27 protein-coding genes are annotated in these 23,546 nt (G+C 55.3%); 9 read left to right on the forward strand and 18 right to left on the reverse strand.

Going from position 1 to position 23,546, the window contains the following annotated elements; translation table 11 throughout:
* Window positions 1–72: 72 nt before the first annotated feature.
* From IQ241_RS02575 to IQ241_RS02625, 11 genes are all read right to left on the reverse strand, one after another.
* Window positions 73–561, reverse strand: coding sequence for a hypothetical protein (locus tag IQ241_RS02575; RefSeq protein ID WP_193904855.1), 489 nt, complete (start codon window positions 559–561; stop codon window positions 73–75).
* Window positions 558–2,408, reverse strand: coding sequence for a DUF1989 domain-containing protein (locus tag IQ241_RS02580; RefSeq protein WP_193904856.1), 1,851 nt, complete (start codon window positions 2,406–2,408; stop codon window positions 558–560). The genes IQ241_RS02575 and IQ241_RS02580 overlap by 4 nt, the downstream gene beginning before the upstream one ends.
* A gap of 30 nt (window positions 2,409–2,438) precedes the next feature.
* Window positions 2,439–2,699, reverse strand: a complete 261-nt coding sequence (locus tag IQ241_RS02585; protein ID WP_193904857.1) for a helix-turn-helix domain-containing protein — start codon at window positions 2,697–2,699, stop codon at window positions 2,439–2,441.
* Between the two features lie 122 nt (window positions 2,700–2,821).
* On the reverse strand, window positions 2,822–3,310 hold the full coding sequence (locus IQ241_RS02590; RefSeq protein ID WP_193904858.1) for an immunity 53 family protein: 489 nt from the start codon (window positions 3,308–3,310) through the stop codon (window positions 2,822–2,824).
* Between the two features lie 227 nt (window positions 3,311–3,537).
* Window positions 3,538–3,858 carry a hypothetical protein gene (locus tag IQ241_RS02595; protein WP_193904859.1) on the reverse strand — a complete coding sequence of 107 codons (321 nt, stop codon included), beginning with the start codon at window positions 3,856–3,858 and terminating at the stop codon, window positions 3,538–3,540.
* Window positions 3,839–4,114 carry a BrnT family toxin gene (locus IQ241_RS02600; RefSeq protein WP_193904860.1) on the reverse strand — a complete coding sequence of 92 codons (276 nt, stop codon included), beginning with the start codon at window positions 4,112–4,114 and terminating at the stop codon, window positions 3,839–3,841. The genes IQ241_RS02595 and IQ241_RS02600 overlap by 20 nt, the downstream gene beginning before the upstream one ends.
* Window positions 4,115–4,222: 108 nt before the next feature.
* Window positions 4,223–5,482 carry a SufS family cysteine desulfurase gene (locus tag IQ241_RS02605; RefSeq protein WP_193904861.1) on the reverse strand — a complete coding sequence of 420 codons (1,260 nt, stop codon included), beginning with the start codon at window positions 5,480–5,482 and terminating at the stop codon, window positions 4,223–4,225.
* An 18-nt stretch (window positions 5,483–5,500) separates the two neighbouring features.
* Entirely contained in the window at window positions 5,501–6,811 is a 1,311-nt protein-coding gene (sufD, locus tag IQ241_RS02610; RefSeq protein WP_193904862.1) for a Fe-S cluster assembly protein SufD, read from the reverse strand.
* Window positions 6,808–7,590: a Fe-S cluster assembly ATPase SufC gene (gene sufC / locus IQ241_RS02615; protein ID WP_193904863.1), complete on the reverse strand. Its 783-nt coding sequence runs from the start codon at window positions 7,588–7,590 to the stop codon at window positions 6,808–6,810. The genes sufD and sufC overlap by 4 nt, the downstream gene beginning before the upstream one ends.
* A gap of 24 nt (window positions 7,591–7,614) precedes the next feature.
* Window positions 7,615–9,051, reverse strand: a complete 1,437-nt coding sequence (gene sufB / locus IQ241_RS02620) for a Fe-S cluster assembly protein SufB (RefSeq protein WP_193904864.1) — start codon at window positions 9,049–9,051, stop codon at window positions 7,615–7,617.
* Between the two features lie 70 nt (window positions 9,052–9,121).
* Entirely contained in the window at window positions 9,122–9,481 is a 360-nt protein-coding gene (locus IQ241_RS02625) for a ferredoxin-thioredoxin reductase catalytic domain-containing protein (RefSeq protein WP_193904865.1), read from the reverse strand.
* Window positions 9,482–9,657: 176 nt separating this feature from the next.
* On the opposite strand from IQ241_RS02625, the gene sufR reads away from it, so the two are divergent.
* The 3 genes from sufR (at window position 9,658) to IQ241_RS02640 (ending at window position 11,202) form a co-directional block, all read left to right on the forward strand.
* Window positions 9,658–10,359, forward strand: coding sequence for an iron-sulfur cluster biosynthesis transcriptional regulator SufR (gene sufR / locus IQ241_RS02630; protein WP_228021321.1), 702 nt, complete (start codon window positions 9,658–9,660; stop codon window positions 10,357–10,359).
* A gap of 15 nt (window positions 10,360–10,374) precedes the next feature.
* Window positions 10,375–10,653: a hypothetical protein gene (locus IQ241_RS02635; RefSeq protein WP_193904866.1), complete on the forward strand. Its 279-nt coding sequence runs from the start codon at window positions 10,375–10,377 to the stop codon at window positions 10,651–10,653.
* A gap of 87 nt (window positions 10,654–10,740) precedes the next feature.
* Window positions 10,741–11,202, forward strand: a complete 462-nt coding sequence (locus IQ241_RS02640) for a carboxypeptidase-like regulatory domain-containing protein (RefSeq protein WP_193904867.1) — start codon at window positions 10,741–10,743, stop codon at window positions 11,200–11,202.
* A 4-nt stretch (window positions 11,203–11,206) separates the two neighbouring features.
* Here IQ241_RS02640 and IQ241_RS02645 read toward each other — a convergent pair whose 3' ends face one another.
* Window positions 11,207–11,893 (reverse strand): hypothetical protein, encoded by a 687-nt coding sequence (locus IQ241_RS02645; protein WP_193904868.1) that lies wholly within the window; start codon window positions 11,891–11,893, stop codon window positions 11,207–11,209.
* 126 nt (window positions 11,894–12,019) lie between these two features.
* Between IQ241_RS02645 and IQ241_RS02650 the strand changes: the two genes are divergently transcribed.
* Together IQ241_RS02650 and IQ241_RS02655 are read left to right on the forward strand one after the other, a co-directional pair.
* A complete protein-coding gene (locus IQ241_RS02650; protein WP_193904869.1) occupies window positions 12,020–12,781 on the forward strand; it encodes a class I SAM-dependent methyltransferase in 762 nt (253 codons plus the stop codon).
* A 97-nt stretch (window positions 12,782–12,878) separates the two neighbouring features.
* A complete protein-coding gene (locus tag IQ241_RS02655) occupies window positions 12,879–14,501 on the forward strand; it encodes an ATP-dependent DNA ligase (protein ID WP_193904870.1) in 1,623 nt (540 codons plus the stop codon).
* Between the two features lie 3 nt (window positions 14,502–14,504).
* Here IQ241_RS02655 and IQ241_RS02660 read toward each other — a convergent pair whose 3' ends face one another.
* Window positions 14,505–15,272 (reverse strand): hypothetical protein, encoded by a 768-nt coding sequence (locus IQ241_RS02660; protein ID WP_322743550.1) that lies wholly within the window; start codon window positions 15,270–15,272, stop codon window positions 14,505–14,507.
* 149 nt (window positions 15,273–15,421) lie between these two features.
* Window positions 15,422–16,012, reverse strand: a complete 591-nt coding sequence (locus tag IQ241_RS02665) for a sulfite oxidase-like oxidoreductase (RefSeq protein ID WP_228021310.1) — start codon at window positions 16,010–16,012, stop codon at window positions 15,422–15,424.
* A 267-nt stretch (window positions 16,013–16,279) separates the two neighbouring features.
* Here IQ241_RS02665 and IQ241_RS02670 point away from each other — a divergent pair, with 267 nt between their 5' ends.
* From IQ241_RS02670 to IQ241_RS02680, 3 genes are read left to right on the forward strand one after another with little or no spacing between them, the layout of a single operon-like run.
* Window positions 16,280–16,678, forward strand: a complete 399-nt coding sequence (locus tag IQ241_RS02670; protein ID WP_193904873.1) for a hypothetical protein — start codon at window positions 16,280–16,282, stop codon at window positions 16,676–16,678.
* Window positions 16,668–17,882: an 8-amino-7-oxononanoate synthase gene (bioF, locus tag IQ241_RS02675; protein ID WP_193904874.1), complete on the forward strand. Its 1,215-nt coding sequence runs from the start codon at window positions 16,668–16,670 to the stop codon at window positions 17,880–17,882. The genes IQ241_RS02670 and bioF overlap by 11 nt, the downstream gene beginning before the upstream one ends.
* A gap of 59 nt (window positions 17,883–17,941) precedes the next feature.
* Window positions 17,942–18,163 (forward strand): hypothetical protein, encoded by a 222-nt coding sequence (locus tag IQ241_RS02680; protein ID WP_228021311.1) that lies wholly within the window; start codon window positions 17,942–17,944, stop codon window positions 18,161–18,163.
* Between the two features lie 20 nt (window positions 18,164–18,183).
* Here the strand turns inward: IQ241_RS02680 and IQ241_RS26110 are convergent, their stop codons facing one another.
* A complete protein-coding gene (locus IQ241_RS26110) occupies window positions 18,184–19,902 on the reverse strand; it encodes a mechanosensitive ion channel family protein (RefSeq protein ID WP_193904875.1) in 1,719 nt (572 codons plus the stop codon).
* 76 nt (window positions 19,903–19,978) lie between these two features.
* Between IQ241_RS26110 and ribD the strand changes: the two genes are divergently transcribed.
* On the forward strand, window positions 19,979–21,133 hold the full coding sequence (gene ribD / locus IQ241_RS02690) for a bifunctional diaminohydroxyphosphoribosylaminopyrimidine deaminase/5-amino-6-(5-phosphoribosylamino)uracil reductase RibD (protein WP_193904876.1): 1,155 nt from the start codon (window positions 19,979–19,981) through the stop codon (window positions 21,131–21,133).
* Here ribD and IQ241_RS02695 read toward each other — a convergent pair.
* The 3 genes from IQ241_RS02695 to IQ241_RS02705 all read right to left on the reverse strand — a co-directional run bounded on the left by IQ241_RS02695 (window position 21,069) and on the right by IQ241_RS02705 (window position 23,409).
* Window positions 21,069–21,443, reverse strand: a complete 375-nt coding sequence (locus tag IQ241_RS02695; protein WP_193904877.1) for a thioredoxin family protein — start codon at window positions 21,441–21,443, stop codon at window positions 21,069–21,071. The genes ribD and IQ241_RS02695 overlap by 65 nt on opposite strands.
* Window positions 21,444–21,931: 488 nt before the next feature.
* Window positions 21,932–22,645: an NnrU family protein gene (locus tag IQ241_RS02700; RefSeq protein WP_193904878.1), complete on the reverse strand. Its 714-nt coding sequence runs from the start codon at window positions 22,643–22,645 to the stop codon at window positions 21,932–21,934.
* Window positions 22,633–23,409: a TIGR00297 family protein gene (locus IQ241_RS02705; protein WP_193904879.1), complete on the reverse strand. Its 777-nt coding sequence runs from the start codon at window positions 23,407–23,409 to the stop codon at window positions 22,633–22,635. Before IQ241_RS02705 ends, IQ241_RS02700 begins: the two co-directional genes overlap by 13 nt.
* Between the last annotated feature and the right edge of the window lie 137 nt (window positions 23,410–23,546).

Consider the following 23,546-nt stretch of genomic DNA (forward strand, 5'->3'; position numbering starts at 1 on the left):
AGGGAAGAGTGATGGAGTGTTGGGGGGATGGGCAACTGATTGTGGAAGGCTTTTAGGGATTGTAACCGATGCTTAGGTTACCCGAGCTGAGATTTTGGCTTTTAGCTTTGCCAGGTCTGCTGTTGCCGTGTGGATTTCGATAGCGGGCTGCCCTGCTAGGGGATGGCGCCAGATTAAGACCGAGATCGCGCCGACCTGAGCCGGAACCGCACGGTGAAGCGGCAGTCCCTGAAGCCGGTGGGGCGGTCTGACTGAGGCGAGAGCTAATAGTAGAGGAAAGTCATCGTCGGGAATCGCGATCGCGCCCATCCAGTTCAGCTGCTTCAGCCAGGTTCGGGAATTGGGTAGATCAATATGCTGGGATAGGTCACCGTTGTAGGCTAGGCGAAAGTTGCGATCGCACAGCCGCAGTACCGAGCATTGTCCATCCAGGGAAGTCTCCAGAGATTGAAAGGGCGATAGCTGAGCTACGGTAGGTCCCAGGAGCTGCTGTAGTGCCTGTAAGCTCTCAACGCCGGCCAGATCCCAAATCTGGGCGGGGCGCAGCCGAGTTTCGCTCATGCTCGCACCCGACTCTTAGTTGGGTCGAAGGCGGCTAGATGGCCGACCGTGGCGCTGACTCGTCGCTTCAGGCCGTCGAGCAGCCCCACCTCAACGGCGGTTCCCGGCGCGGCAGATTCGGGCACGACCTGAGCCATGGCGATACTGCGATTTAGAATCGGTGAAAAGGTGGCGCTGGTGACCTGTCCGATTCGCCAGCGTTCGCCTTGGGGATAGATGGCCTGCTCGTGGGCGGCAACCTCATTGCCCTCCAGGACTAGGCCTACAGCCACTTTGGGCGGGTGGGGCTGAATCGCAGCCAGGGCCGCTTTACCGATAAAGTCTCCCTTTTGCATGGCTACTGTCCAGCCAATACCGGCCTGAAAGGGTGAAATCAGATCGTCAAATTCGTAGCCTGCCGCCAACAGTCCCGCCTCGATTCGGGCGCGATCCAGCGCCTGCAATCCCAGCGGCTTCAGGCCCTCAGGCTGTCCCGCCTGCATTATTGTCTGCCACAGGGCCGCGCCGTTTTCAGGATGAACGAAGAGTTCGTAGCCCAGCTCGCCGGTGTAGCCTGTCCGGGAAAGCAGGATAGGGATTCCGGCGACTTCAGCGGTGGCAAAGCGAAAGTAGCCCAGGTCTGCAAGGGTTTTAAGCTTTGCTGATGACTCGAAGCTGATGAGGGGGGCTAGGATTTGGCGCGATCGCGGTCCCTGTAGGGCTAGATTGTGATTGCGATCGCTCGACGGCTCGATCTCGACTTTCCAACCCTGCTGCTGGGCCACCCGCCGCAGCCAGTCGGCGTCCGTATCGCAGTTGCCGACGTAGCGATAGTGGGTGGGGCTAAAGCAAAACACAATTCCGTCGTCGATGATTCCCCCATGGGGACTGAGCAGGCAACCGTAGGCCGACCGTCCCGGCGTCACCTTGTCTAAATTGCGGGAAAAGCTGTACTGCAAGAGCGCCTGCGCATCGGGGCCGGTGACCTCAAACTTGCGCAGCGCGGATAGATCCATCAGCACTGCCGCCTGCCGCAGTGCCCAGTATTCGGCCGGGTCGCCCTGATGGGCAAAGCTGTTGGGCAGCCAAAAGCCGTTATAGTCCACTAGGTCATCAGTCAGCTCGCGAATACAGACGGTAAAGGCGCTGTCCTGGGTCATCCGCACCGGGGTTTGGGGGCGAACCCGCCAGCCGTTAGCCGGGGCAAAGGTCTCGCTGGCGTCGTAGATCCGCACGTGGATCGGCGTGGGCTGCCAGCCGTTGGCGGGGTCGATATCGTCTGGGCAGGATGAGCTGGCGCAGATTAAAGGCTGATGCGCCTTGAGCAGGACAAAGTCTCCGGCTCGCGACCAGGATTCGTCGGAGCTGATGTTGCCGTGACAGTCGATCTCAGTGTTGTAAAAAAAGTTGATCGCGGCCCAGCCAGGTCGTGGCGCAAAGCCGTAGGGTGCTAGGGCTCGGTTGAAATTTTCGCTACAGCTGGGATGTCCGGGATAGCCTGCGTCTTCGTAGTAGCGCTGGGTACAGGCCAGCATAAAGCTATCGTGGCGACCGCAGGTATCCTGCACCACCTCAACCAGCGGCTGCATGGTTTGCGAAAAATACTTGCTGTAGAGCCCCGCTGTCGGCGTTGCGGCTCCGATTAGGGTACGGGTAACGGTGCTGTCAATTTCAGCTCGGTGATCACCGCTGAAAGCCAGAAAGTCTGAGCACTGTGAGCCTTCGACGTCGATAATTTGGATATACTGTCCGGCTTGGACGGAGTACGAGATCGCGGTCCCCGGCGCAATCCGATACTCTGCAACGACCTTCCCTAATGGAGCAGGTAGTTCAGCTTGAGCTTGGAATGGTCGGGACTGAGTCAGCATGATGGGCTGGCGATAGCAATAAAGAGCCAACTATATTCTATATTCATTAATGAGCGCCTTAAGTAGTTCAACACCGCCTAAGTCTGGAATGGGTACATGCTTCTCTTCATACTCATGGACAAGAGCTCCTAACACATTGATGTAGTCCTGCTCTTCTAACGTCATCTCATTAGAATTTAGCAAATTGTCAATCACTTCTTGGGCAGCAAGTAGTTCTATATCTGATTTTATTGGACGAGGTGGAAATCTCTGTAGAAGCTTGATATAGCTATTGGATTCAGCTGTAACCATATATCTTTTGCCCATTTGTTACAGTAGTTGTCAGCAGCTTATTCGTACCAAGCTTGTTGTCTACAAACCAAACGACAATCAGGCTGTCCATCTAGCTCGTACAGCAGTCAGTAAAACCCGTATCAATCATCAGCTGGAGCCGGTTTGCTACGCATCATCTCGAAGTGGTGGCTACGGCAAAAGACGCTGTGCTGAATTCGCCTGCGATCGCATCCTGGATATGAGCATTGCGCCAATTCAACTTCATCTCCTAAAGCTGACCAGAACTCGCGGTCGTGCCTCAACTCTGCTTCTACGCTCGACTCATGGTGAACTGTTAACCAGTCAGACTCAGTTTTTACCCAGCTCAGGAAAATAGACAAAATTTCTCCCAAGCGGTCTGGGTCTCCGCAACCGAAAAACTTCTTGTCCTCAACTCTGCATCTCAGCCATGACTGGTCGGTTTCGTCCTTTTCGATTTGAGTAAAGCTCTTGTTTTCAAGCAGCGTATCTTCTAGATCGATTTTGACTGACCAGCCAGGGTTATCAAGCGTGTCAATATCAACGCCAAAAAGGATGCTCGAAGGCGGCTGTCCACCAGACAGTTGGGAAGACCTGCTGAAAGAAGCCATCGGTGAAACCAATCGCCTAGACAGAATAGCCAAAGATGAAATTTAAATTATTCGCAAACCCTTTAACAGTTGCCGTTAATTTGGACAAAATTTAGGTAATTGAATCTCTCTGAACGGTTGGAGAGTGGCAGCTTTAGTTTGAGCTCCTACTTGCTAATACCATGAGCTTCATACTGAAAAACATAAGCCTAAACTCGTTAATTTAAAATCATTGAAATACATTAAAATTAATCGGTTTTTGTTTTATGACTAACTTGAATATCATGATTAATCTTTTCAGCACATGCTGTACTGATCCAATCTTGACGACTAATATTTTGCAGCTTACACTCTTCGTCAACACTTCGTAGCAATTCTAACGAAAGCGCAATATCGATTTGTTGCTTTGCTTGAAAATGGCCTGTGAAATGTTTAGAAACATCCGTTCCTGCATGAGCCTGTTGGGCAATTTCTTCAATGTCTTTAATCTCAGTGTCTTTAATCTCAGTGTCTTTAATCTCAGTGTCTTTAATCTCAGTGTCTCTAATTTCAGTAGATTTGCTGCTCATAGCTTTTTCGTTCCTGTTTGGTCGATTTCCAAGCTGTAATGACCCAAATGTACTCCCCTATTTCATCCATTCGATACTCGACGATGTATGTCGTTAATTGTTCATTTGTAAACCCGATGATTCGATACAGCTCTGGTATCTCAGAGCGCCGATCCTCCAGATAGGGGTTATAAAGCAAGTCGTCTAACTGATTAAAGTCAATGTTACGCTCTGCTAGAACTTTTTGGCGCTTTGCTTCATCCCATCGAATACGCATGAAATAGTCAAAATAACTCTAAAAAGCTATTCTTACCTATCATCCTATCTCCCTTTCTCCGAGATTATGAGCTATAGATAGTTTTCAGATTCAGTCGTAGCCATATTTCTAGCCAAAAATGTTGCCAAAAAAGTCTATGGTTTCTTGCAAAGCTTGGATGAAAGCGTCGATTTCGGCCTGGGTGTTGTAGAAGTAGAGGCTAGCCCGCGCTGTTGAGTTAACACCGAGCAGCGTATGCAGCGGCTGGGTGCAGTGATGACCCGAGCGAATGGCAATCCCAGACTGGTCTAAGAAGGTGGAGAGGTCTTGAGCGTGTAGCCCCTCGACGGTGAACGTGGCTAGACAGGCGCGACCCGTTCCATCTGCTTTAGGCTTAGGACCATAGAGCTTGACCGGCATTTGATTCAGCCGCTCATAGAGATATTTGGTCAGGCCGTGCTCATAGTCCGCAATTCGGTCTAGGCCAATGCCGCTGAGATAGTCAACCGCTGCGCCTAGCGTAATTGCTTCGCAGATAGCCGGGGTGCCTGCTTCGAACTTGTGGGGCAGCTCGGCATAGGTGGAATGGTCTAGAAAAACGTCCTGAATCATTTCGCCCCCGCCCATAAACGGTGGCATCGACTCAAGCAGATCGAGCTGGCCGTAGAGAAATCCGGCCCCGGTTGGCCCACACATCTTATGGCCCGATGCCACTAGCCAATCGCAGCCCAGCGCCTGCACGTCAACGGTCATATGGGGAATGCTCTGGCAGGCGTCAATCAGTACCTTTGCGCCGTAGCGGTGGGCGGTTTCGATAATTTCTTTGACTGGGTTGATGCAGCCCAGCGTATTGGAAACATGGTTGACTGCCACCAGCTTGGTTTGGTCAGAAATCAGCTGATTGAACGGGTTTAGGTCAAACTCCTGAGTCGGCGTCAGATGAACGAATTTCAGTTCCGCCCCGGTCCGCTGGGCTATGAGCTGCCAGGGCACCAGATTGCTGTGGTGCTCCATCACCGAGAGGATAATCTGATCGCCGGGCTGGAGCGTATTCAAACCCCAGGCGTAGGCCACTAGGTTGATTGCCTCGCTGGCGTTGCGGGTGAAGACAATTTCATCCCGGGAAGCGGCGTTGACAAAGGTAGCGACCTTATCACGGGCCTGCTCATAGGCGTCGGTGGCGCGGGCGCTGAGGGCATGGACGCCGCGATGCACGTTGGCATTGTCGTGCTCGTAATAGTGCAGCAGCGTATCGAGAACGACCTTAGGCTTCTGGGAGGTGGCCGCGTTGTCGAAGTAAATCAGCGGCTTGCCATTCACCTGCTGCTGCAGGATAGGAAAATCGGCGCGGACTTCTTCGGCGAGGGTTTTGGCGGTGGTCAGGGGCATAGGGATTAGGTCGCGTTTCTAGTGAATCCAGTCGGTCACGTGCTGGCTGAGGCTCTCGCGCAGGGAAGGCAGGGAAATTTTCTCGATAACCTCTGCGGCAAAGGCGTAAACGAGAAGCCGCTGGGCCTGGTCGGCGCGGATGCCCCGGCTCTCTAAGTAGAAGACTTCATCGGCCTCTAGCTGGCTGACGGTGGCCCCATGGGCACATTTGACATCGTTGGCAATAATCTCTAGCTCAGGCTTAGTATCGACTCGGGCCTGGTTAGACAGCAGCAGGTTGCGGTTGAGCTGGGCGGCGTTGGTCAGCTGGGCCTCGCGGGGGACAAAGACTTTTCCGTTGAAGACGGCATGGGCGCGATCGCTAATTACATTCTTCTGCACCTGGTCAGCTGTCCCATAGGGCTGGCTCAGGGCAATCAGGCTATGGGTGTCAGCTAGCTGCGCGGACTGCAATGCGCTCAGACCGTATAGCCGAGTGTCGGTCTGGGGGCCGGTCTGATAGACTTCTAAATGATGGCGGGAGAGTTTTGCGCCCAGGTCAATCGCCGTGCTGGTATAGCGGCTGTCTCGACCCTGGGAAACGGCAGTCTTAGCAATGTGAAAGGTCTCCGCCCCTTCCTGCTGAATCCGCGTATGCTCTACCTGAGCGTTGGCCTCTAGCCAAAACTCGGTGACGCTGTTGGTAAAGTAAGGCGTCTCAGCATTGCCCCAATAGGTTTCTACCAGGGATAGGCGGCTGTTCGCAGCGGCCAGCACCAGGCAGCGCGGTTGGGCTATGACTGGGGTTGAGCCCGGTAGGGAAAGATAAATGATCTGAACCGGAGCAATCTCAGCCTGGCTGGAACCGGCCTGAATCACTGTCGCATCGGCAAAGCCTGCCGTATTCAGCGCCGTGAAGACTTCGTTGCTGCCCTGGATGCGGGCTAGATGCTTGAGGATGCGATCGCGGTCCGTCTCAATCAGCTGGCTGAGGAGCGCGATCGCAATTTCTCCACCTGCATCTAGCTCAGACAGAGAATCGGCATAGTGACCATTCACCAGCACAATCCGCTGCTTGGCTTCGGGCAGAGTCAGCTTCTCGACGGTCGGTCTGAGCCCTTCCAGATCGGTCGGCAGTACCGCCGATTGAAAGGGGTTTGAGAGCATTTCTCTCAGGTCGGTAAAGCGCCACTCTTCTTCACGGCCAGAAGGGAAGGAGCGTTCGCTGACTAGGGCCTGGGCCGTACTGCGGAGATCGTCTAGGGCTAACCCCGACCGCTCAGCCGCAGCGGTCGCCTGCTCTAGCAGGGCGGATAGGTAGGTTGCTCGATTCGCGATCGCCTGACTCATGATGCCACCGCCTGCTCTGCTGAAATCCAGTCGTAGCCTCGATTTTCCAGTTCCTCCGCCAGCGTTTGATCACCCGTCAGAACGATCTGTCCCCGGGCCATCACATGCACATAGTCCGGCACGATGTAGTTGAGCAGCCGCTGATAGTGGGTAATTAAGACCACCGCGTTTTCTGGGTTGGCGAGCTGATTGACGCCGTTAGCGACGACCTTCAGCGCGTCGATGTCAAGACCCGAGTCGGTTTCGTCCAGGACTGACAGCTGAGGCTCTAGCAAAGCCATCTGGAGAATTTCGTTACGCTTTTTCTCACCACCAGAGAATCCCTCATTGACGCTGCGGTCGAGAAAGCTTGCGTCCATTTTGACAATTTCGGCTTTCTCATCGATCAGGTCGTCGAAGTCAAAAACGTCCATCTCTTCTTCGTCCCGCGCCTTACGGTGGGCGTTATAGGCCACGCGCAAAAAGTCGCGATTGCTGACGCCGGGAATCTCTAGTGGATACTGGAATGCCAAGAAAACGCCTGAGGTTGCCCGCTCGTGGGGCTCCAGTTCTAGCAGATTTTGTCCTTGAAAAAATACCTCGCCGCTGGTCACCGCATAGTCAGGATGGCCAGCCAGTACCTTGGCAAAGGTACTTTTACCTGAACCGTTGAGCCCCATAATGGCGTGGATTTCTCCCGCCCGAACCTCAAGGTTCACCCCTTTGAGAATTTCGGTGTTCTCCACCTCAGCCCGCAGATCGCGAACCGACAGAATCACTTCAGCGTTTTCATTGATCATGGTATTGCTTTCGTTCGGGTCGTTCTAGCCCACTGAATTTTCAAGCTTCAGGCTCAGCAGCTTGTCGGCTTCGGCGGCGAACTCCATTGGCAGCTCGTTGAACACATCCCGGCAAAAGCCGCTGATAATCATCGAGACCGCATCTTCCGGAGAAATGCCGCGCTGAGCAAAGTAAAAGAGCTGGTCTTCGCCAATTTTCGAAGTCGAGGCTTCGTGCTCCACCCGAGCAGTGGGATTTTGCACTTGGATATAGGGATAGGTATTGGCGTTAGACGTATCGCCCAGCAGCATCGAGTCGCACTGGGAATAGTTGCGGGCTCCCTCGGCCTTGGGTGACATTTTCACCAAGCCGCGATAGCTATTCTTCGACCGGCCCGCCGAAATTCCCTTAGAAATAATCGTGCTGCGGGTGTTTTTGCCAATATGCACCATCTTGGTGCCAGTGTCGGCCTGCTGCATATTATTGGTCAGCGCCACGGAATAAAACTCGCCTACAGAGTTATCGCCCTTGAGCACGCAGCTGGGATATTTCCAGGTGATGGCGGAACCCGTCTCCACCTGAGTCCAAGAAATTTTAGAATTTATCCCGGCACAGAGCCCGCGCTTGGTGACAAAGTTGAAAATGCCGCCCTTGCCGTTCTCATCCCCGGCAAACCAGTTCTGTACGGTGGAGTACTTAATCTCGGCATTGTCTAGCGCCACCAGCTCTACGATCGCGGCATGGAGCTGATTGCTGTCATACATCGGCGCAGTGCAGCCCTCTAGGTAGGTCACCGAGCTGCCTTCTTCAGCCACGATTAGCGTCCGCTCAAACTGCCCCGAATCGCCGTTATTGATCCGGAAGTAGGTGGACAGATCCATTGGGCATTTCGTGTTTTTGGGAATATAGACGAAGGAACCGTCGCTGAATACCGCCGAGTTGAGCGCGGCAAAGTAGTTGTCCGCAGCCGGAACGACCGTGCCTAAGTACTTCTCTATCAGCTCAGGATACTCCTGAACCGCTTCAGAAATGGAGCAGAAGATAATGCCTTCTTTTGCCAGATCTTTTTTGAAGGTGGTCGCGACTGAAACGCTGTCGAAGATGGCATCGACGGCCACATTCGCCAGCCGCTTTTGCTCTGACAGGGGAATCCCTAGCTTTTCAAAGGTATCCAGTAGGGTCGGGTCAACTTCGTCCAGACTGCCTTTCTTTTCCTGCTTTTTAGGAGCCGAGTAGTAGACAATCTTTTGATAGTCAATCGGCGGATAGGCAACGTTGGGCCAGCCGGGCTCGGTCATCGTGAGCCAGCGGCGGTAGGCCTTGAGGCGAAAATCTAGCATGAATTTCGGCTCTTTCTTCTTAGCCGAAATCAGGCGAATGACGTCTTCGCTGAGGCCACGGGGAATCGAGTCGGCTTCGATGTCCGTGATGAAGCCGTACTTATAAGGCTGGCTGACGGCAGTTTGAACGCTCGATGTCATACGGGTTACTCTTGCTTGGTGGCGCTAATAAGGGGAGAAAGTAGACGGGCGGAGTCTTTTTGCGTGGGTGCTAGTACTCGTTCGTCTCAGAGCGAATTTGCTCAAAGCTAATTTCCTGCTGGTCGCCTGCGAAAGGATTGTCTGGCTTCAGGAACAGCATACAGTGGCACTCCTGACGCTCCTGCATGGGGACGCAGGGGCAGTTCCAGTAGGTGGCCTTGACCTCAGCTTCCTTATCCTCATAGTGGCGGCAGGGGCAGAGGGGAGCGCCCAGATCGTCTTTATGCTTGGCTAAGCCTTCTATCACGACGGAGGTCACCCCCAAGTCCTGACAGAAATAAGTTCCCGTCCGCTTGGCATAGCTCTGGGAAAAATTCCGCATGATCTCCAGGCTTTTATCGGAACCTTGATTGGGCTGATTGATCGTCATGGTGGGCCTAGCTGCTGATATCGTCAAATAATTCTATAATTTAAAGCAACACGCAGGTTGCTTAACTTCTTTAAGGTTACTTCACGCAGGCGACTTTAGCAACTAATATGTTCCTAAAGTAGAAACCTGACGTAGGATAGTAGCAGCGCGTTTGCCAATGGATACCTGTGACCAGAATGATGACCTCGGCGCAGCAGCCCTCGACTAATCCCTCAACCAAGGAAGTGATCTTACGCTTCTTGCTCAAGCAAGGAGAGGCCACTGTCCAGGAAATCGCGGTTCATTTAGAAGTTAGTCCGCAGGCAATTCGCCGTCACCTTAAGGATCTAGAGTCAGAAGCGCTGATCGAGCACCAGACCGTGCAGGAGGGGATTGGCCGTCCCAATCACCGCTATCAGCTCAGCCGTAAAGGGCGCGACTCTTTTCCAGCCCAGTACGACCAATTTGCGCTCTCTCTGCTGAATACGCTGACAGAAACGGTTGGGCCTGAGCATGTCAGCACGATTTTGCATCAGCAGTGGCAGAGCAAAGCTCAGGCCTATCGCGCTCGGCTAGGGGATGCCCCGCTAGAGCAGCGCGTACAGTCACTGGTGAAGCTACGCCAGGAAGAAGGCTATATGGCTGAATGGCACGTCGCCGATCATCCCTATCTCGATGCTCCAGCAGCCGCTCCAGAGGGCACCTCAGAAACTCGGGCGTCTGCGTTTGTAATTACTGAGTACAACTGTGCGATTTCTCACATCGCTGAATCTTACCCAGGTATCTGCGGTCACGAACTATCGATGTTTGCCGTGGCGCTGCCAGACTGCTCAGTTGAGCGGACGCACTGGCTTGTGGACGGCGAGCATCAGTGCGGATATTTGATTTACCAGAAGTAGCCGATCTATTCTCCTATGCTCGACCAGTCCCTTCAGTTTTTGACGCCAGAAGATTCCGCTGCCGTTGACGCGGCGCTGATGACCACACCGGAAAAGTTCCTCACCCGGCTGACGCTGTCCACGGCAAAGCTGCTGAAATATATTGCCCGCGACCTGAATACGTCGGTCGAGGCGCTGACCACGCAGCAAATTATCGCCTGGTTTGAAGCCGATGCCAAGCGCAAGCAGGAGCAGGGCATCAATGCCTCAGTCCTGAAGTGGGATGCAGCCAACCTAGAGGATATGTCGGAATAGTTTAAATTTTTTGTCAGTTCATCTGTCCCGGGGTAATATTGGGCAAATCTAAGCTCTTTAGACCGTAAGCTGACGGAGGCCCAACCCATGAAGACAAAGCAACTGATGATTCCGCTGCTGGTGCTAGGAGCGCTGAGTATCCCAGTTAAAGCCCTGGCTCATATGGTTGAAACCAATTACTTTCTAAACGATGAGCTAGAGTTTCAAACCACTTTCAGCAATGGCGAACCGCTCAAGGGTGCGGATGTGATGGTCTATTCTCCCGATAACCCGACCCAGCCCTGGGCTAAAGGCGTAACCGATAGCCAGGGCCGTTTCTCCTTCATGCCCGATGAGAATCGTAGCGGGGAGTGGGAAGTGACCATTCGCAAGCAGGGACATGGCGATCGCCTAACCATTCCCGTCGGCGAAAATGGAGTTGAGTTCAATCAGATCAGCCAGGGCGAGTCTGCCGATGTTCACTATGCGATCGCGCCTGGCTGGCTAGCGGGTATCGCGATCGCAGGCAGCGCCTTGCTCGTTGCCCGCCATCGTCGTCAGCAGGGATAGCGATTTAGCTAGCCTTTACCGCATTGTCAGAAAGGCTATATTTACCCTGCCGGCCCCGGTACCAGGTGCCATTGCGAGCCCCAGCAGAGAGAATATTCGAGATCCGGTTGCGAGCTTTCAAGAAGTCGCTCTTGGGAATATTCTCAGTGAAGATAGCGTCCATTACCTCGGCAATTTCGAACACGCTATTGGGCTGAGACTGGAGAACAGTAGCGACGACCTCAGGCAGCGGCTGGGTTTTGAACGTTTTGCGGATATATTTTTGCCAGTTGGATGCGCTGCTGCGCGACTTACCCGTTTTGCGAGATTTTGGTTGGGCTTTCTTAGCTGGGCGACCGCCTCGCTTCCGGCTAGTAGGACGCTTCGTTTTGGTGTCAGGTTCGGGTGCGGGCTCAGGAGCGACCGTTTCAAAAGTAATCGGGTCGGTCACCGCCTCAGGGGCCATCTCGGGTATCGACTCGGCGGCGTCTGGGCTGGGGGTCGCGCTCGCCTCCGGCGTGGCTAACGCTGGAGACGCTCCGCCAACGCTTACCGCGTCTTCTGATATTTCCCCAGCGTTGAACATTTCAATGACGGTTTGCAATCCCTTTCGCTGTTCTCGCACGGTAGTGAGCTGGGCCGTCAGCACCGCTTCTCGATTAGAAAGGTTGGCTTCGGCTTCAAGCAGTTTGGGCAAAGCTGGATTGTCCATTGTTTAACTGTTAAAAATACTGTGGTTTGAAATAATCAAAAGCAGAAAGAAGCAGGTATTCTCTCTGCTAATTTACTGGGTTATAGCATTAATTCACTATCTTGTTCCACTTTGTAGATTTTTTTGATGAAACATCCCACTGAGCGCTTTTCCAACCGAGTTGAAGATTACGTCAGATATCGCCCAACCTATCCCCAAGCAATTCTTCCGTTTCTGGAGCAAACCTGTCAGCTCAGGGCTGATTGCGCGATCGCAGATATTGGCTCGGGCACGGGACTGCTTACCCAGCTTTTCCTCAACTATGGCAGTCCGGTCTATGCAGTAGAGCCCAATGCTGCTATGCGTGGAGCAGCCGAACAGCGGCTGAACTCTCATTCCGGCTTCACCAGCCTAGCGGGTCGAGCTGAGGAGATTCCTTTGGCGGCTGATTCGGTAGACTTTATCACCGCCGGTCAGGCGTTTCACTGGTTTGAGCCAGCCCTGGCCCGGCGCGAATTTGAGCGGATTCTCAAGCCTGGCGGCTGGGTTGTTTTGGTCTGGAATCAGCGATTGGAGACAACGCCTTTGCAGCGGGCCTATGGCAAAATGCTCTTGGCTCACGCGCCGGACTATGCTGCCGTTAACCATCGCAACTTCAGCGGGATTGAGTCCCTGTCCAACTTTCTTAAACCCGGCGCGTTTGAGCTGGCTGAGTTTGAGAATGTTCAGCACTTCGATTTTGCCGGGCTGAAGGGACGCCTAATGTCTTCTTCCTATGCGCCGACCCCGGACCAGGCAGCCCATACGCCGCTGATGCAGGCACTGCAGCAGCTGTTTGACCAACATGCTGAGTCAGGGCGGGTGCAGTTTGACTACGTCACTCAGCTTTACTATGCGCAAATTTCCTAAATTTCCGTCGCCCGACAGCGGCCACCCTAGCTCATAATACGGCTAAATGTAAACAGGTCGCATTTAAAAGCGGCTAATGCTCAGCCATGAGACCCCCATGAGACGGTTTACCCAGCTTTTTCAGGAAGTCGATGCGACGACTTCAACCAATGAAAAGATTAAGGCCCTACAACGCTACTTTCACGATGAAACGGCTGAAAACGCAGTCTGGGCAATCTATCTATTTTTAAGCAAGTCTCGCAAACGGCTAATTACCTCCCGGATCCTGCGGGAGATATTCCAGCAAATCTCAGATATTCCACCATGGCTGATTGAAGACTGCTACGCCCACGTCGGCGATTCGGCTGAGACCATTGCCCTGCTGCTAAAAACGGTGCCGCTTGGGGAGAATTGGGCGGAGTCGCCGTCGACAGCCCTCTCGGCCAGCAGTGAAACGCCGCTGCATGTCTGGATGGAGCGGGTGATTCCCCAGGTCAAACAGGTCTCGGAGGAGGCTCGGCAGGCGCTGATTATCGACTGGTGGGCCAACCTGGATGATTTTGAAATTTTCGTGCTGAACAAAATTCTGACTGGGGCGTTTCGAGTTGGGGCCTCAAATAAGCTGGTGATTAAGGCTCTCGCGGCAGAGTACGACCTAACTGAGGCCGTCCTGACCCATCGGCTGATGGGAGAGATCCAGCCGACCGCGGAGTTTTATCAGCGCCTGATTCAGCAGGATGCCGCCGATACGCAGCCCAGCCAGCCCTATCCCTTTTTCCTCGCCGCTCAGATTGAAGCAGACCGGTTTCAGCAGGAGACGCTGACCCGGTGGCAGGCGGAATGGAAGTGGGACGGCATTCGCGGCCAGATTATTCACCGGGCCGATCAGGTCTTCATCTGGTCGCGGGGCGAAGACCTGATTACCCATCAGTTTCCTGAATTTGAAGACTACTTTCTCAGCCTGCCCAATGGGTTGGTGCTGGACGGGGAGATTCTCTGCTGGGATGGACAGCGTCCCCTGGACTTTAACTACCTGCAAAAGCGCTTGGGTCGGAAACGGGTGACGGCAAAGCTGATGGCTGAAAATCCGGTTCACTTTCTGGCCTACGATCTGCTAGAGCAGGGAGGAGAAGATCTGCGCAATCGCCCCTTCCAGGAGCGCCGCGCCCGCCTTACCCAGCTGCTGGATGAGCATCCGAGCGATCGCGTTAGCTACTCCCAGCCGCTGCCCTTTAAAACCTTTGAAGATCTCCAGGAACTGCGCCAGCAGGCCCGAGAGCAGGGAGCTGAGGGTCTGATGCTGAAGGCGCTGGACAGCCCTTATCTAGCAGGCCGCAAGCGCGGCTACTGGTGGAAGTATAAGGTCGATCCGATGACCCTGGATGCGGTGCTGATCTACGCCCAGGCGGGCAGTGGCAAGCGAGCCAATCTGTTTACCGACTATACCTTTGCGCTGTGGCATCAGTCGGAGCTGGTGCCCTTCGCCAAGGCTTACTCTGGCCTGGATAATGCCGAAATTGAGGTGCTTGACCGCTGGATTCGCCGCCATACGAAGGAGCGATTTGGCCCGGTGCGCTCGGTTGAGCCGACCCAGGTGTTTGAGATTGGGTTTGAAGGCATCTCAGAGTCAAAGCGGCACAAGTCGGGGATTTCGGTGCGCTTTCCTCGGATTCTGCGCTGGCGGCAGGATAAGCCGATGGCAGAGGCGGATACGTTGGAGAGTGCGATCGCGCTGCTGTGATCCTCAATCAAAAATGGGGTTGTCGTCGGGCTGATAGATATAGTCGTAGTTGAACTGAATCGCATTGACGTGGCGAATCACCGAAAATCCCAGTTCGACAATTGCGTTCACCCTGAAGGTAGCAAGAATCAGCGCGGTCAGGCGTTCCTCGCTGAGTTCGGGATTTTGTACATAGTAATCGCGGCGGGCAAAGAAGTGGTTTTCATCGCGGGGAACAATAATGCCGTTGAGCCGATGGGCCTGCTGCACTGGCTTGACGTAGCTGCGCACAAACGCTTCCTGATTGGGCTGCAAGCGATAGAGCCGCTCCTGCTGCTCCCAGGTCATTTGAAATAGAATTTTGAGAATTTCAAACCCCAGCACATAGCTGAGTACGGTGTTGCGCTCTTCAGCGCTGTTCATCAGCTTGAGCGCCGTTTCCAAATACAGGTCGAGCTGATGAACAGCATCCTGGGCCGAGTGAATACAGAACTGACGGATGTAGCCCCGCAGCACTACTTCTGTCAGCTGGGTGGCGATCCGAAAGCGCTGGAGGTGATAGTTGACTCGCTGCTGGGTGTTCTGGTCGTGGATGATGCGCGAAATTAGCCCGTCAGCGGTATAGCTGTCGAGAAATTCGGCCTGCACCTCGGGCGGCACTGCACACATCACGTGGCACAGCGACAGCACATATCGCCGCTGCGCCCAGGGGAGTCCTTCTAACCATTCTTTTGCTTCATGGGGCAAAGCACCTAAAACATTCTCGCTATTTAAAAAATGATTCGTAATCACAGCGGCATTCCTATCTACCTGAGGCATAGTGGCCCAGGCATGGCAGCCAGAGCGCAGTGTTAGGCAGAGCAGTTCCCAGCCATTAACATGCCCAATCTGATCGCCAATCTAGCCGCCTTCGACTGAAGCGAAATTGCCGCTGGAAGCCATCAGCCCATACTGTACCGCTCTTCGGCCCAGGGTTCGCCCCGCTGGTGATAGCCGTTGCGCTCCCAAAACCCCAGCTCCATCTCGGCTAAGAATTCTAGGCCGCTAATCCATTTGGCGCTCTTCCAGGCGTAGAGATGGGGGACGACCAGCCGCAGTGGTCCGCCGTGCTCTGGCGGCAGCGGCTCGCCAAACAGCGTATGGGCAAAGAAGTTTTCTGGCCGGGCAAAGTCCGACAGGGCTAAATTTGTGGTGTAGTCGCCGTAGCATTGCAGCAGCACATGGGCCGCCTGCGGCTCAATTTCAATTTGGTCTAGAAAATCAGTCACCCGGACGCCGCGCCACTGTACGTCAAGCTTGCTCCAAGTGGTAACGCAGTGGAAATCTGCCGTGAATTTGCTCTGGGGCATTGCCATCAGGTCGTCCCAGGTGAAGGTTTTGGCCGTCGTCAGACCAGAGACAGTGAGCTGCCAGTCCGTGGTTGCGATCGCGGGGGTCGAGCCATAGGTGAGCACTGGGAATCCCTTTGCCAGGTGCTGTCCCGGCGGTACGCGATCGGCGAGCTCGGGACCGGGTTTTTCAAAAAATTTCATTGACAAAATCTCAGCAGAATCTCAGCAAATTGGCAGCAAACAGTGATTTCTATTGTCCGCTATGTTGCTGACATATTGCTGTAATTGACCCCCAGCTTTCCAATTTCGGATCAGGTCAGGAAATTGACCTGTTGAAGCCGTATCAAAAAGTTAGGCAGAACTAGCGGTTTTCACTACAGTAAAAGGACTATGTTTAATTCTCAAACTTTACCCAGATACCTCAGGTATGGGCTAGGTACCATTAGTCTGGCGTTAATCTGGGCGGCTGTGCCTGCCCGTGTTGAGGCCTCCAGCACCGTCCGGGTGATTACTTCGACGCCTCACAGGTATCCCGGCGGGCGCCATCGTCTGGTGATTATCCGAGATCGCATTCCCGACGAAGAAGAAATCGTTGTCGAATTTGTTGCACCGGGTCAGGAATGGGCCGAAGTCCTGCTCGACGGTCGCCGCGTGTTCAGCCCGAGAAACTTTAACCGGCGGCAGCGACTGCGACTGGAGCCGGGGGCCTATCGGTTAGAAATCACCGGTCACAACCGGTTTGAAATCTGGGCGACGGGCTATCTCGATATTGGCCGAGACGACAGTAACGTGGTCGTTGTCACCTTTTCCCGGGCCGGGGTACAGACCTCGGGCAGCCCCTACGTTTGGATTCCCGATGGTCCCTAGGGAAGCCGCCAGCCTGCCCTATGACTGGCTCCGTCGCTCTCTGCAAACGCTCCATCAGGCCCATTGGCATCGGCAGGTGCAGGCCGTGGAGGGCACCGGCCCGGTGATCCAGCGGCAGGGTCAACCGCTGCTCAACTTTGCCAGCAATGACTATTTGGGTCTGGCCGGAGATTCCCGCCTGGCTGAAGCCGCGATCGCGGCTATCCAGCAGTTTGGCACCGGGGCAACCGGTTCTCGCCTGCTCAGCGGCCATCGCAGCCTGCATCGGGAATTAGAATGCGCGATCGCCGCCTTCAAGCAGACTGAAGATGCGCTGGTGTTTAGCTCGGGCTATCTGGCCAACATCGGTACCCTGACCGCTCTGGTCGGCAGCCGCGACCTGATTCTGGCTGACCGGTACAACCATTCCAGCTTAAAAAATGGCGCTGTGCTCAGCGGGGCTACCGTCCTGGAATATGCCCACGGCGATCTAGCCGATTTAGAAACCCAGCTAACCGATCGGCGGCAGACCTATCGCCGCTGTCTGATCGTCACCGACGGCGTCTTTGGCATGGATGGCGACCTCTGCCCGCTACCGGGCATTCTGGCCCTGGCCAATCGGTTTGGGGCCATGGTGATGATCGACGAAGCCCACAGCACTGGCGTTCTGGGTAAAACGGGGGCGGGCTGCGCCGAGCATTTTGGCTGCCAGGGCCAGCCGCTAATCCAGATGGGCACTCTGAGCAAGGCGCTGGCCAGCCTAGGCGGCTACGTCGCTGGGTCGGCGGACCTGATCGATTTCCTACGCAACCGCGCCCCCAGCTGGATTTATACCACCGGACTTTCGCCCGCTGATACGGCAGCCGCGATCGCGGCCCTCAGCGTCCTCCAGCAAGAGCCCCAGCGGCTCACCCAGCTCCACGACCGAGCCCAGTTTCTCCGGCAGCAGCTCGACCAGCTCTTGAGTAGCCTGCCAGGCGATACTCTGACTCGCCTACCCTCTGACTCAGCAATCGTTTGCCTCCAGGTTCCAGACGCCGAGACGGTCGTTCAGCTCGGCCAACAGCTCCAGGCGCTGGGCTGCTTTGTCTCCGCCGTTCGCCCGCCTACCGTGCCGGTAAGCCGCCTGCGGATGAGCGCGATCGCCACTCACCAGGAGAGTCACATGACCCAACTTGTCCAGGCGCTAGGGCAGGCCCTGGCGCAGACCCTAAGCAGGCGCTAGAACGAAGCTAATAAATCCTTTAAAATTAGGTATACCGAGTTACCAATTTTTTATAGATCATGACAGACATTAACTGTGCGGTTGCCTGCGTCAACGGCTGCGTGCTAGGAGACGACTGCCCAAATCTGGAACATAAGGAGCAAACTACAAAATTTATCGAAGAAACGCCCCTGGACAAAATGCTGGAAATGGCTGAAGAGGCCGTACAGCGAAAGCGGGCGCAGCGGGCCAGCGAGGGGCCGAAATGGGTGTTTCCAGAAGGCGGGATTGAGCAGAAATAGCGATTAATCGCTATTTCTGCTCAATCCTCAAACTGCTTCGTCACGCGCTTCAGCTCCTCCCGATTCGACAGCTGCACCTGGAGCATCTCCTGCGGAATGCCGATCGGAATGCCGGAATCGTCGAAGGCTTGCTTCAGGCGTTTACGCAGCTCTCGACCGACCTTCCACTGCTGCAGCGGCTGAGTTTTGATCCACAGCCTGAGGGTAATGCCGAGGTGATTCAGGTTATCGACCCCGAGCATGATCGGCGGTTCCAGGATCAGCGACTGCCAGTCGGGGTCCTGGCTCATATCGTGGGCGACCTGGTTGAAGATTGCGATCGCGTGATTGATATTCGCACTGGGCGCAATAGTGACCTGGAGGTCAACTTGAGACCACTCTTTGGAGAGGTTTTGCACCATGTTGATCTGGCCGTTGGGGACAGTGATCAGGCGGCCTTCGGTATCGCGAATTTGGGTAATTCGCAGATTTAGGTTTTCGACCAGGCCGGTGACCTGATTAACGGTAATCACATCGCCTAGGCCAAACTGATCCTCTAGCAGGATTAAAAAGCCGTTAATGAAGTCCTTGATCAGGCTTTGGGAGGCGAGGGAAATGGCAATGCCGATGATGCCTGCCCCGGCCAGCAGCGGGGCAATTTCTATGCCCAGAACGGCCAGAGCGGTGGCCGTAGCAATGGTCAGAATAATCGTCAGGGCGATGCTTTTGGCCACCTGGGAAAAGGTGGAGAAGCGCAGGGTTAGGCGCTGAGATCGCTCTGGTGCCCAGCGGGCACTTTCTTCCAGCGTCAGAAAAATTCGGTCAATCAGCACGTCGCTCAGGCGGCTGGCGGCGTAGGCCAGCCCGGCTACAAGCAGCATCTGGGCAGGAATATGTAGGCTGCCGAGAATAGCGGTTTGCAGCCAGCGGCTGTAGGGAAACAAGCCCAAAATCCAAACGGCACTGGTGCTCCATAGAATAGCCTGGGCCAAATTCAAAAGGCTTCGCTGGATTTCGTTAAAGCGACGCTGCTGCTGATTCACCACTCGCTCTCGCAGCGCCGTCGTCGGCGGTGACGGCGGGTCTGAGGCGGCTGGCGTAGTGAGCTGCTGCCGAGTCTCGACCAGCTGTTTTCGCCGCCGCTTAAGGGGTCGCTTAAAGCTAGCCAAGGCAATACTCAGCATCAGGGTACCGGCAAAAATCGCCCCGGCAAATTTGACCTGCCGCCAGAGGAAACTCGGCTGCCGTTCCTGCTGGTAGCGGTCCAGCGCGTTGCGGATAATCGACGTCAGCGCCCCTGCTCGCACCTCTGGGGTGGTCATGCCGCTGAGCTGGGCATCCAGTGGCGTAACGGTCATCAGAAACTGGTCACCGGCTTGAATGACGGCTTGGCTGCCGCTAGCGTCGGGTGTCTCGACCGACAGCGGCACCGCTGGCTGGGTTCTCGCCAGGGTATAGAGCTGCGTTTGGATTATCTGTGCCCGCTGTTGAGCGGACCGGGCTGGGGCCGTATCGCTGTCTGGCGCTGGGGGGGCGCTCACCCAAAATAGGGTGTTGCCGTCTAAGCGTACTGGAGCAGTCGAGGCATAGGCGTTGGCGACGAGGGACTGGATCTCCGCAGGCAGCCAGTCGCGCAGCATCAACATATCGGCGGGTGAGTCGGCAGGCGATTGGGCCAGCAGCGGCCCGGGCAGACCGAGCAGCAAGACCGAGATCGCGCCTATCGCCAAAAATCCTGCCCGCCGCAAAAGCTGCCTCACCCTGCCTCCTGAAGTCGCTACTACTGCCGCCGTTATACCTTAGAAAGGGCAGCGCTTATTCCTTACTTTTGTCACGATGGCTTCATTCGATCCGCTTTCAACCCATACGCCGTTTATGCAGCGCTGCTGCCAGCTGGCCCAGCGGGCGGCGGGCTATACGGCTCCTAATCCGCTGGTGGGCTCGGTGATTGTACAGCAGGGACAGATTGTCGGTGAGGGCTTCCACTCCCGGGCCGGGGAGTCCCATGCCGAAGTATTCGCGCTGCGCGCCGCGGGCGACCAGGCTCAGGGCGCAACCCTCTATGTCAATCTTGAACCCTGCAATCACCACGGTCGTACGCCACCCTGCACCGAGGCGATTATCCAAGCGCAGGTCAGCCGGGTAGTAATTGGCATGGCCGACCCTAATCCTGAAGCCAGCGGCGGCATTGAGCGCCTGCGGGCGGCTGGGATTGAAGTCATGGTCGGCATCGAGGAAGCCGCCTGTCGGCAGCTGAATGAAGCCTTTATCCACCGGATTCAGCATCACTGGCCCTTTGGCATTCTCAAATACGCGATGACGCTCGACGGTAAGATTGCTACAGCCACCGGCCATAGCGCCTGGGTGACCGGTCAGGCCGCTCGGCAGCGGGTGCATCAGCTCCGGGGCGTCTGTGATGCGGTGATTGTCGGCGGCAATACGGTACGGCAGGACAATCCCCAGCTGACCAGCCATGGAGAATGCGATCGCAACCCCCTGCGCGTCGTTATGAGCCGTCGCCTAGAGCTCCCTAAAGCTGCTCACCTCTGGCAGGTAGATACCGCCCCAACCCTGGTATTCACCCAGCCCAACAGCAGCCGCGATTTTCAAAAAGTCCTGCGGCAGCGAGGGGTTGAAGTTGTCACGCTAACGGAATTGACGCCAGCCACAGTGATGGCTCACCTCTACGAACGAGGCCTACTATCGGTGCTGTGGGAATGCGGCGGTACGCTGGCGGCAGAAGCGATCCGCCAGGGCGCGGTCCAGAAGGTCTGGGCCTTCATCGCACCCAAGCTGATCGGCGGCACTACGGCCCCCGGACCGGTGGGCGAGCTGGGCCTGACGCAAATGACAGCAGCGCTGCCGCTATCCCAGGTCAGCTTTAGCTCGGTGGGCAGCGATATCTGTGTGGAAGGCTACCTCGTCCCTACTCCAGCGGCAACCCAGTCGAAAGCCCAGCCGAAACTTCCTCTAGAGGAGCTTGGCGCATGACCCAATCAAGCGCCTGGCGAATGTCGTCTCGGCCAGAGAAGCCGTCAATTCGCTTCAGCACCTCGCCATTGCGGAAGAAGATCAGCGTCGGTAGCGTCGTTAGCTGGTAGTAGCTAGCCAAACGCAGGCTTTCGTCCGCGTTGACATCGACTATCCGCAGCTGTCCCTGATATTCCTCCTGAAAGCGGTTCAGCAAAGGCGTAATCATCCGACAAATGCCGCACCAGGGCGCCCAAAAATGGACTAAAACCGGCACAGATGAAGATAAGACTTCTTGACTAAAGTTAATTTCGCGAATCGTAGGGTTCATATTCAAGGGTTTTTATAAACGATATTCAGTCGGTATCTTATGAGAAACATTGTACGGGAAGTCAGGTCAGCACCCAAACCAAGGCCCGCAATTGTGGGCTTCTCGTAACAAGTCGCGCATCGCATCCCTATCAGAACAGGTATTTGTACCTAGCAAAAGCAAAACTGAGACTGAAAAATAGCTGCTTAATATTGTAATAGCTTTCTTTAAAAAAATTAAGAAGGCAATTGCAATTCCGATCGCCCTGGTCCTATAGACCAGATCTGGAGAAAACTACGCCAGACCTAGCGTATGCTGAGCCCTGAGGAAAAATATTCGGTTTTCTTAGCCTAGCCATTGACAGCCTTTGCTAATGGCCCTGTGAGTCGTCGGTCTTGATAGCCATCAATAGTTCAGGTGAGAAATCCTTTCAGCCGCTGCCAAATCAGGGGCCAGAATGCTTCAGCCCAACCTAGCTAGTAATCCGGCTCACTTGCCTTAGGGCGAGCCTACCAACCAAGCTGCTGCGCTCCGACAATCATCGCTGGATGTGCCCACCAGATCAACAGTACAAATACGGTCACCCCTAGGTAGGCAGGTCGCAAAAATTCTTGCAGCTTCAGCTGCTGCTTCCCTTGCCAGACAGCCTGAAAGGGAACCACCGAAGTACGGTCTCGCACGGCTTCAAAGGCAGCGCCGTAGCGTTCTCCCCAGCGGCGATCGCCGTGCCAGACGGCAAACAGGTGATGGGCAATCAGCCCGGCAGAGGTAACCAGCATGAAGGAGGTACCCAGCCACAGCGTATGAGCAACACACCAGATCACCTGCCCCACCATCTGGGGATGTCGGGTAATGCGAATAATGCCGGTCTCATACAGGTGGACTTCAGGTTTCTGAATGGCGGCAATCTCAAGCAGATTAAAGGTCGCCGGATAGAGAAAAACGAAGGAAATGGCTGACAGCAGCCAGACAACGGCGGGCAGGCCAGACACGCCCTGCCAGTTCCAAAGCCGCACCCCGTCGTAGCGGTGGGCAATAAAATAGGCGACCAAAACAACCGCTAGCGGTAAACTAACTAAGGCAAATAGCACCCGATAGGCACGAGGACCGATCAGCTTTTCACCCCGCGATCGCAGTGCCGCCAAACCGCTGTGGGCAATGGCAAATACAATCAGCAGCGCCAGCATCACCCAGTGGCTGTTGGATAAGCTTAATAGAGCCATAAAAATCCTAATCCGATGGCGATCGCAGCGCCGATTAGCGTATTGACCATATTGACGAGGTCGTGAGTCAGCCAGTCAAACTGGTCTTCAATCGTTGCGCCGATCAGGCTTTCGGCCGTTGTCGCGACAACGGCCGAAACAATGCAGATGGCAATGCCGCTCGGCGAGCTCAGGCCAATCGCCCAGGCTAGGGTAGCCAGGATGGCCGAGCCGATGCCGCCCGCTAATGTACCCTCCAGGCTGACTGCGCCCTCTGTTCCCGGTGGCACAGGCGTCAGCGTAGTGATCAGAAACGTACGTTTGCCGTAGGCTTTGCCAATCTCAGTAGCGCAGGTATCCGACAGCTTGGTGCTGAAGCTGGCGACAAAGCCCAGGGTGAGTAGGGGGATCCACAGACTAGAAGCGGGGCTGTCGGATAGCCGTAGTAGCCCCACGGCGATCGCGCAGATACTGCCGGCCAGGGCTGACCCCCAAACGTTGCCCGGGCCGCGGACGCCAGCGCGCGCTTCGGCAATGCCCGCCGCCTCCTTCTCTGCCAGCTTCACCTTGGTCACCGCTGAGCCAATCGCAAAGTAGGCCAGAGTCACCAGATAGGCCTGCCAGCCCAGCGTCCCCCACAGCAGTACCCCGAGCCCCCAGGCGTGGAGATAGCCCGCCGGGGTGAGCAGCTTTTTAGGCAGGAGGAACGCGATCGCGATTAAACCGGTGTTCAATCCAATCGCGTTTAGCCAGGGGTTCCCCCCCATCGGCAGCGCTTCTAACATAGGCCAGTTTCAACCCGTCTGTACTCATAGCATAGCTGACTCAGAGAAAATATCTGACGCTTGCAGCCAGGCAACAACAAAGTATACCGCTAAAAATAGCGCTGTCTGCGAACAGACAGCGCTGGTAGGGCAGGCGC

This window comes from Vasconcelosia minhoensis LEGE 07310 (assembly GCF_015207255.1).
Taxonomy (GTDB): domain Bacteria; phylum Cyanobacteriota; class Cyanobacteriia; order Phormidesmidales; family Phormidesmidaceae; genus Vasconcelosia; species Vasconcelosia minhoensis.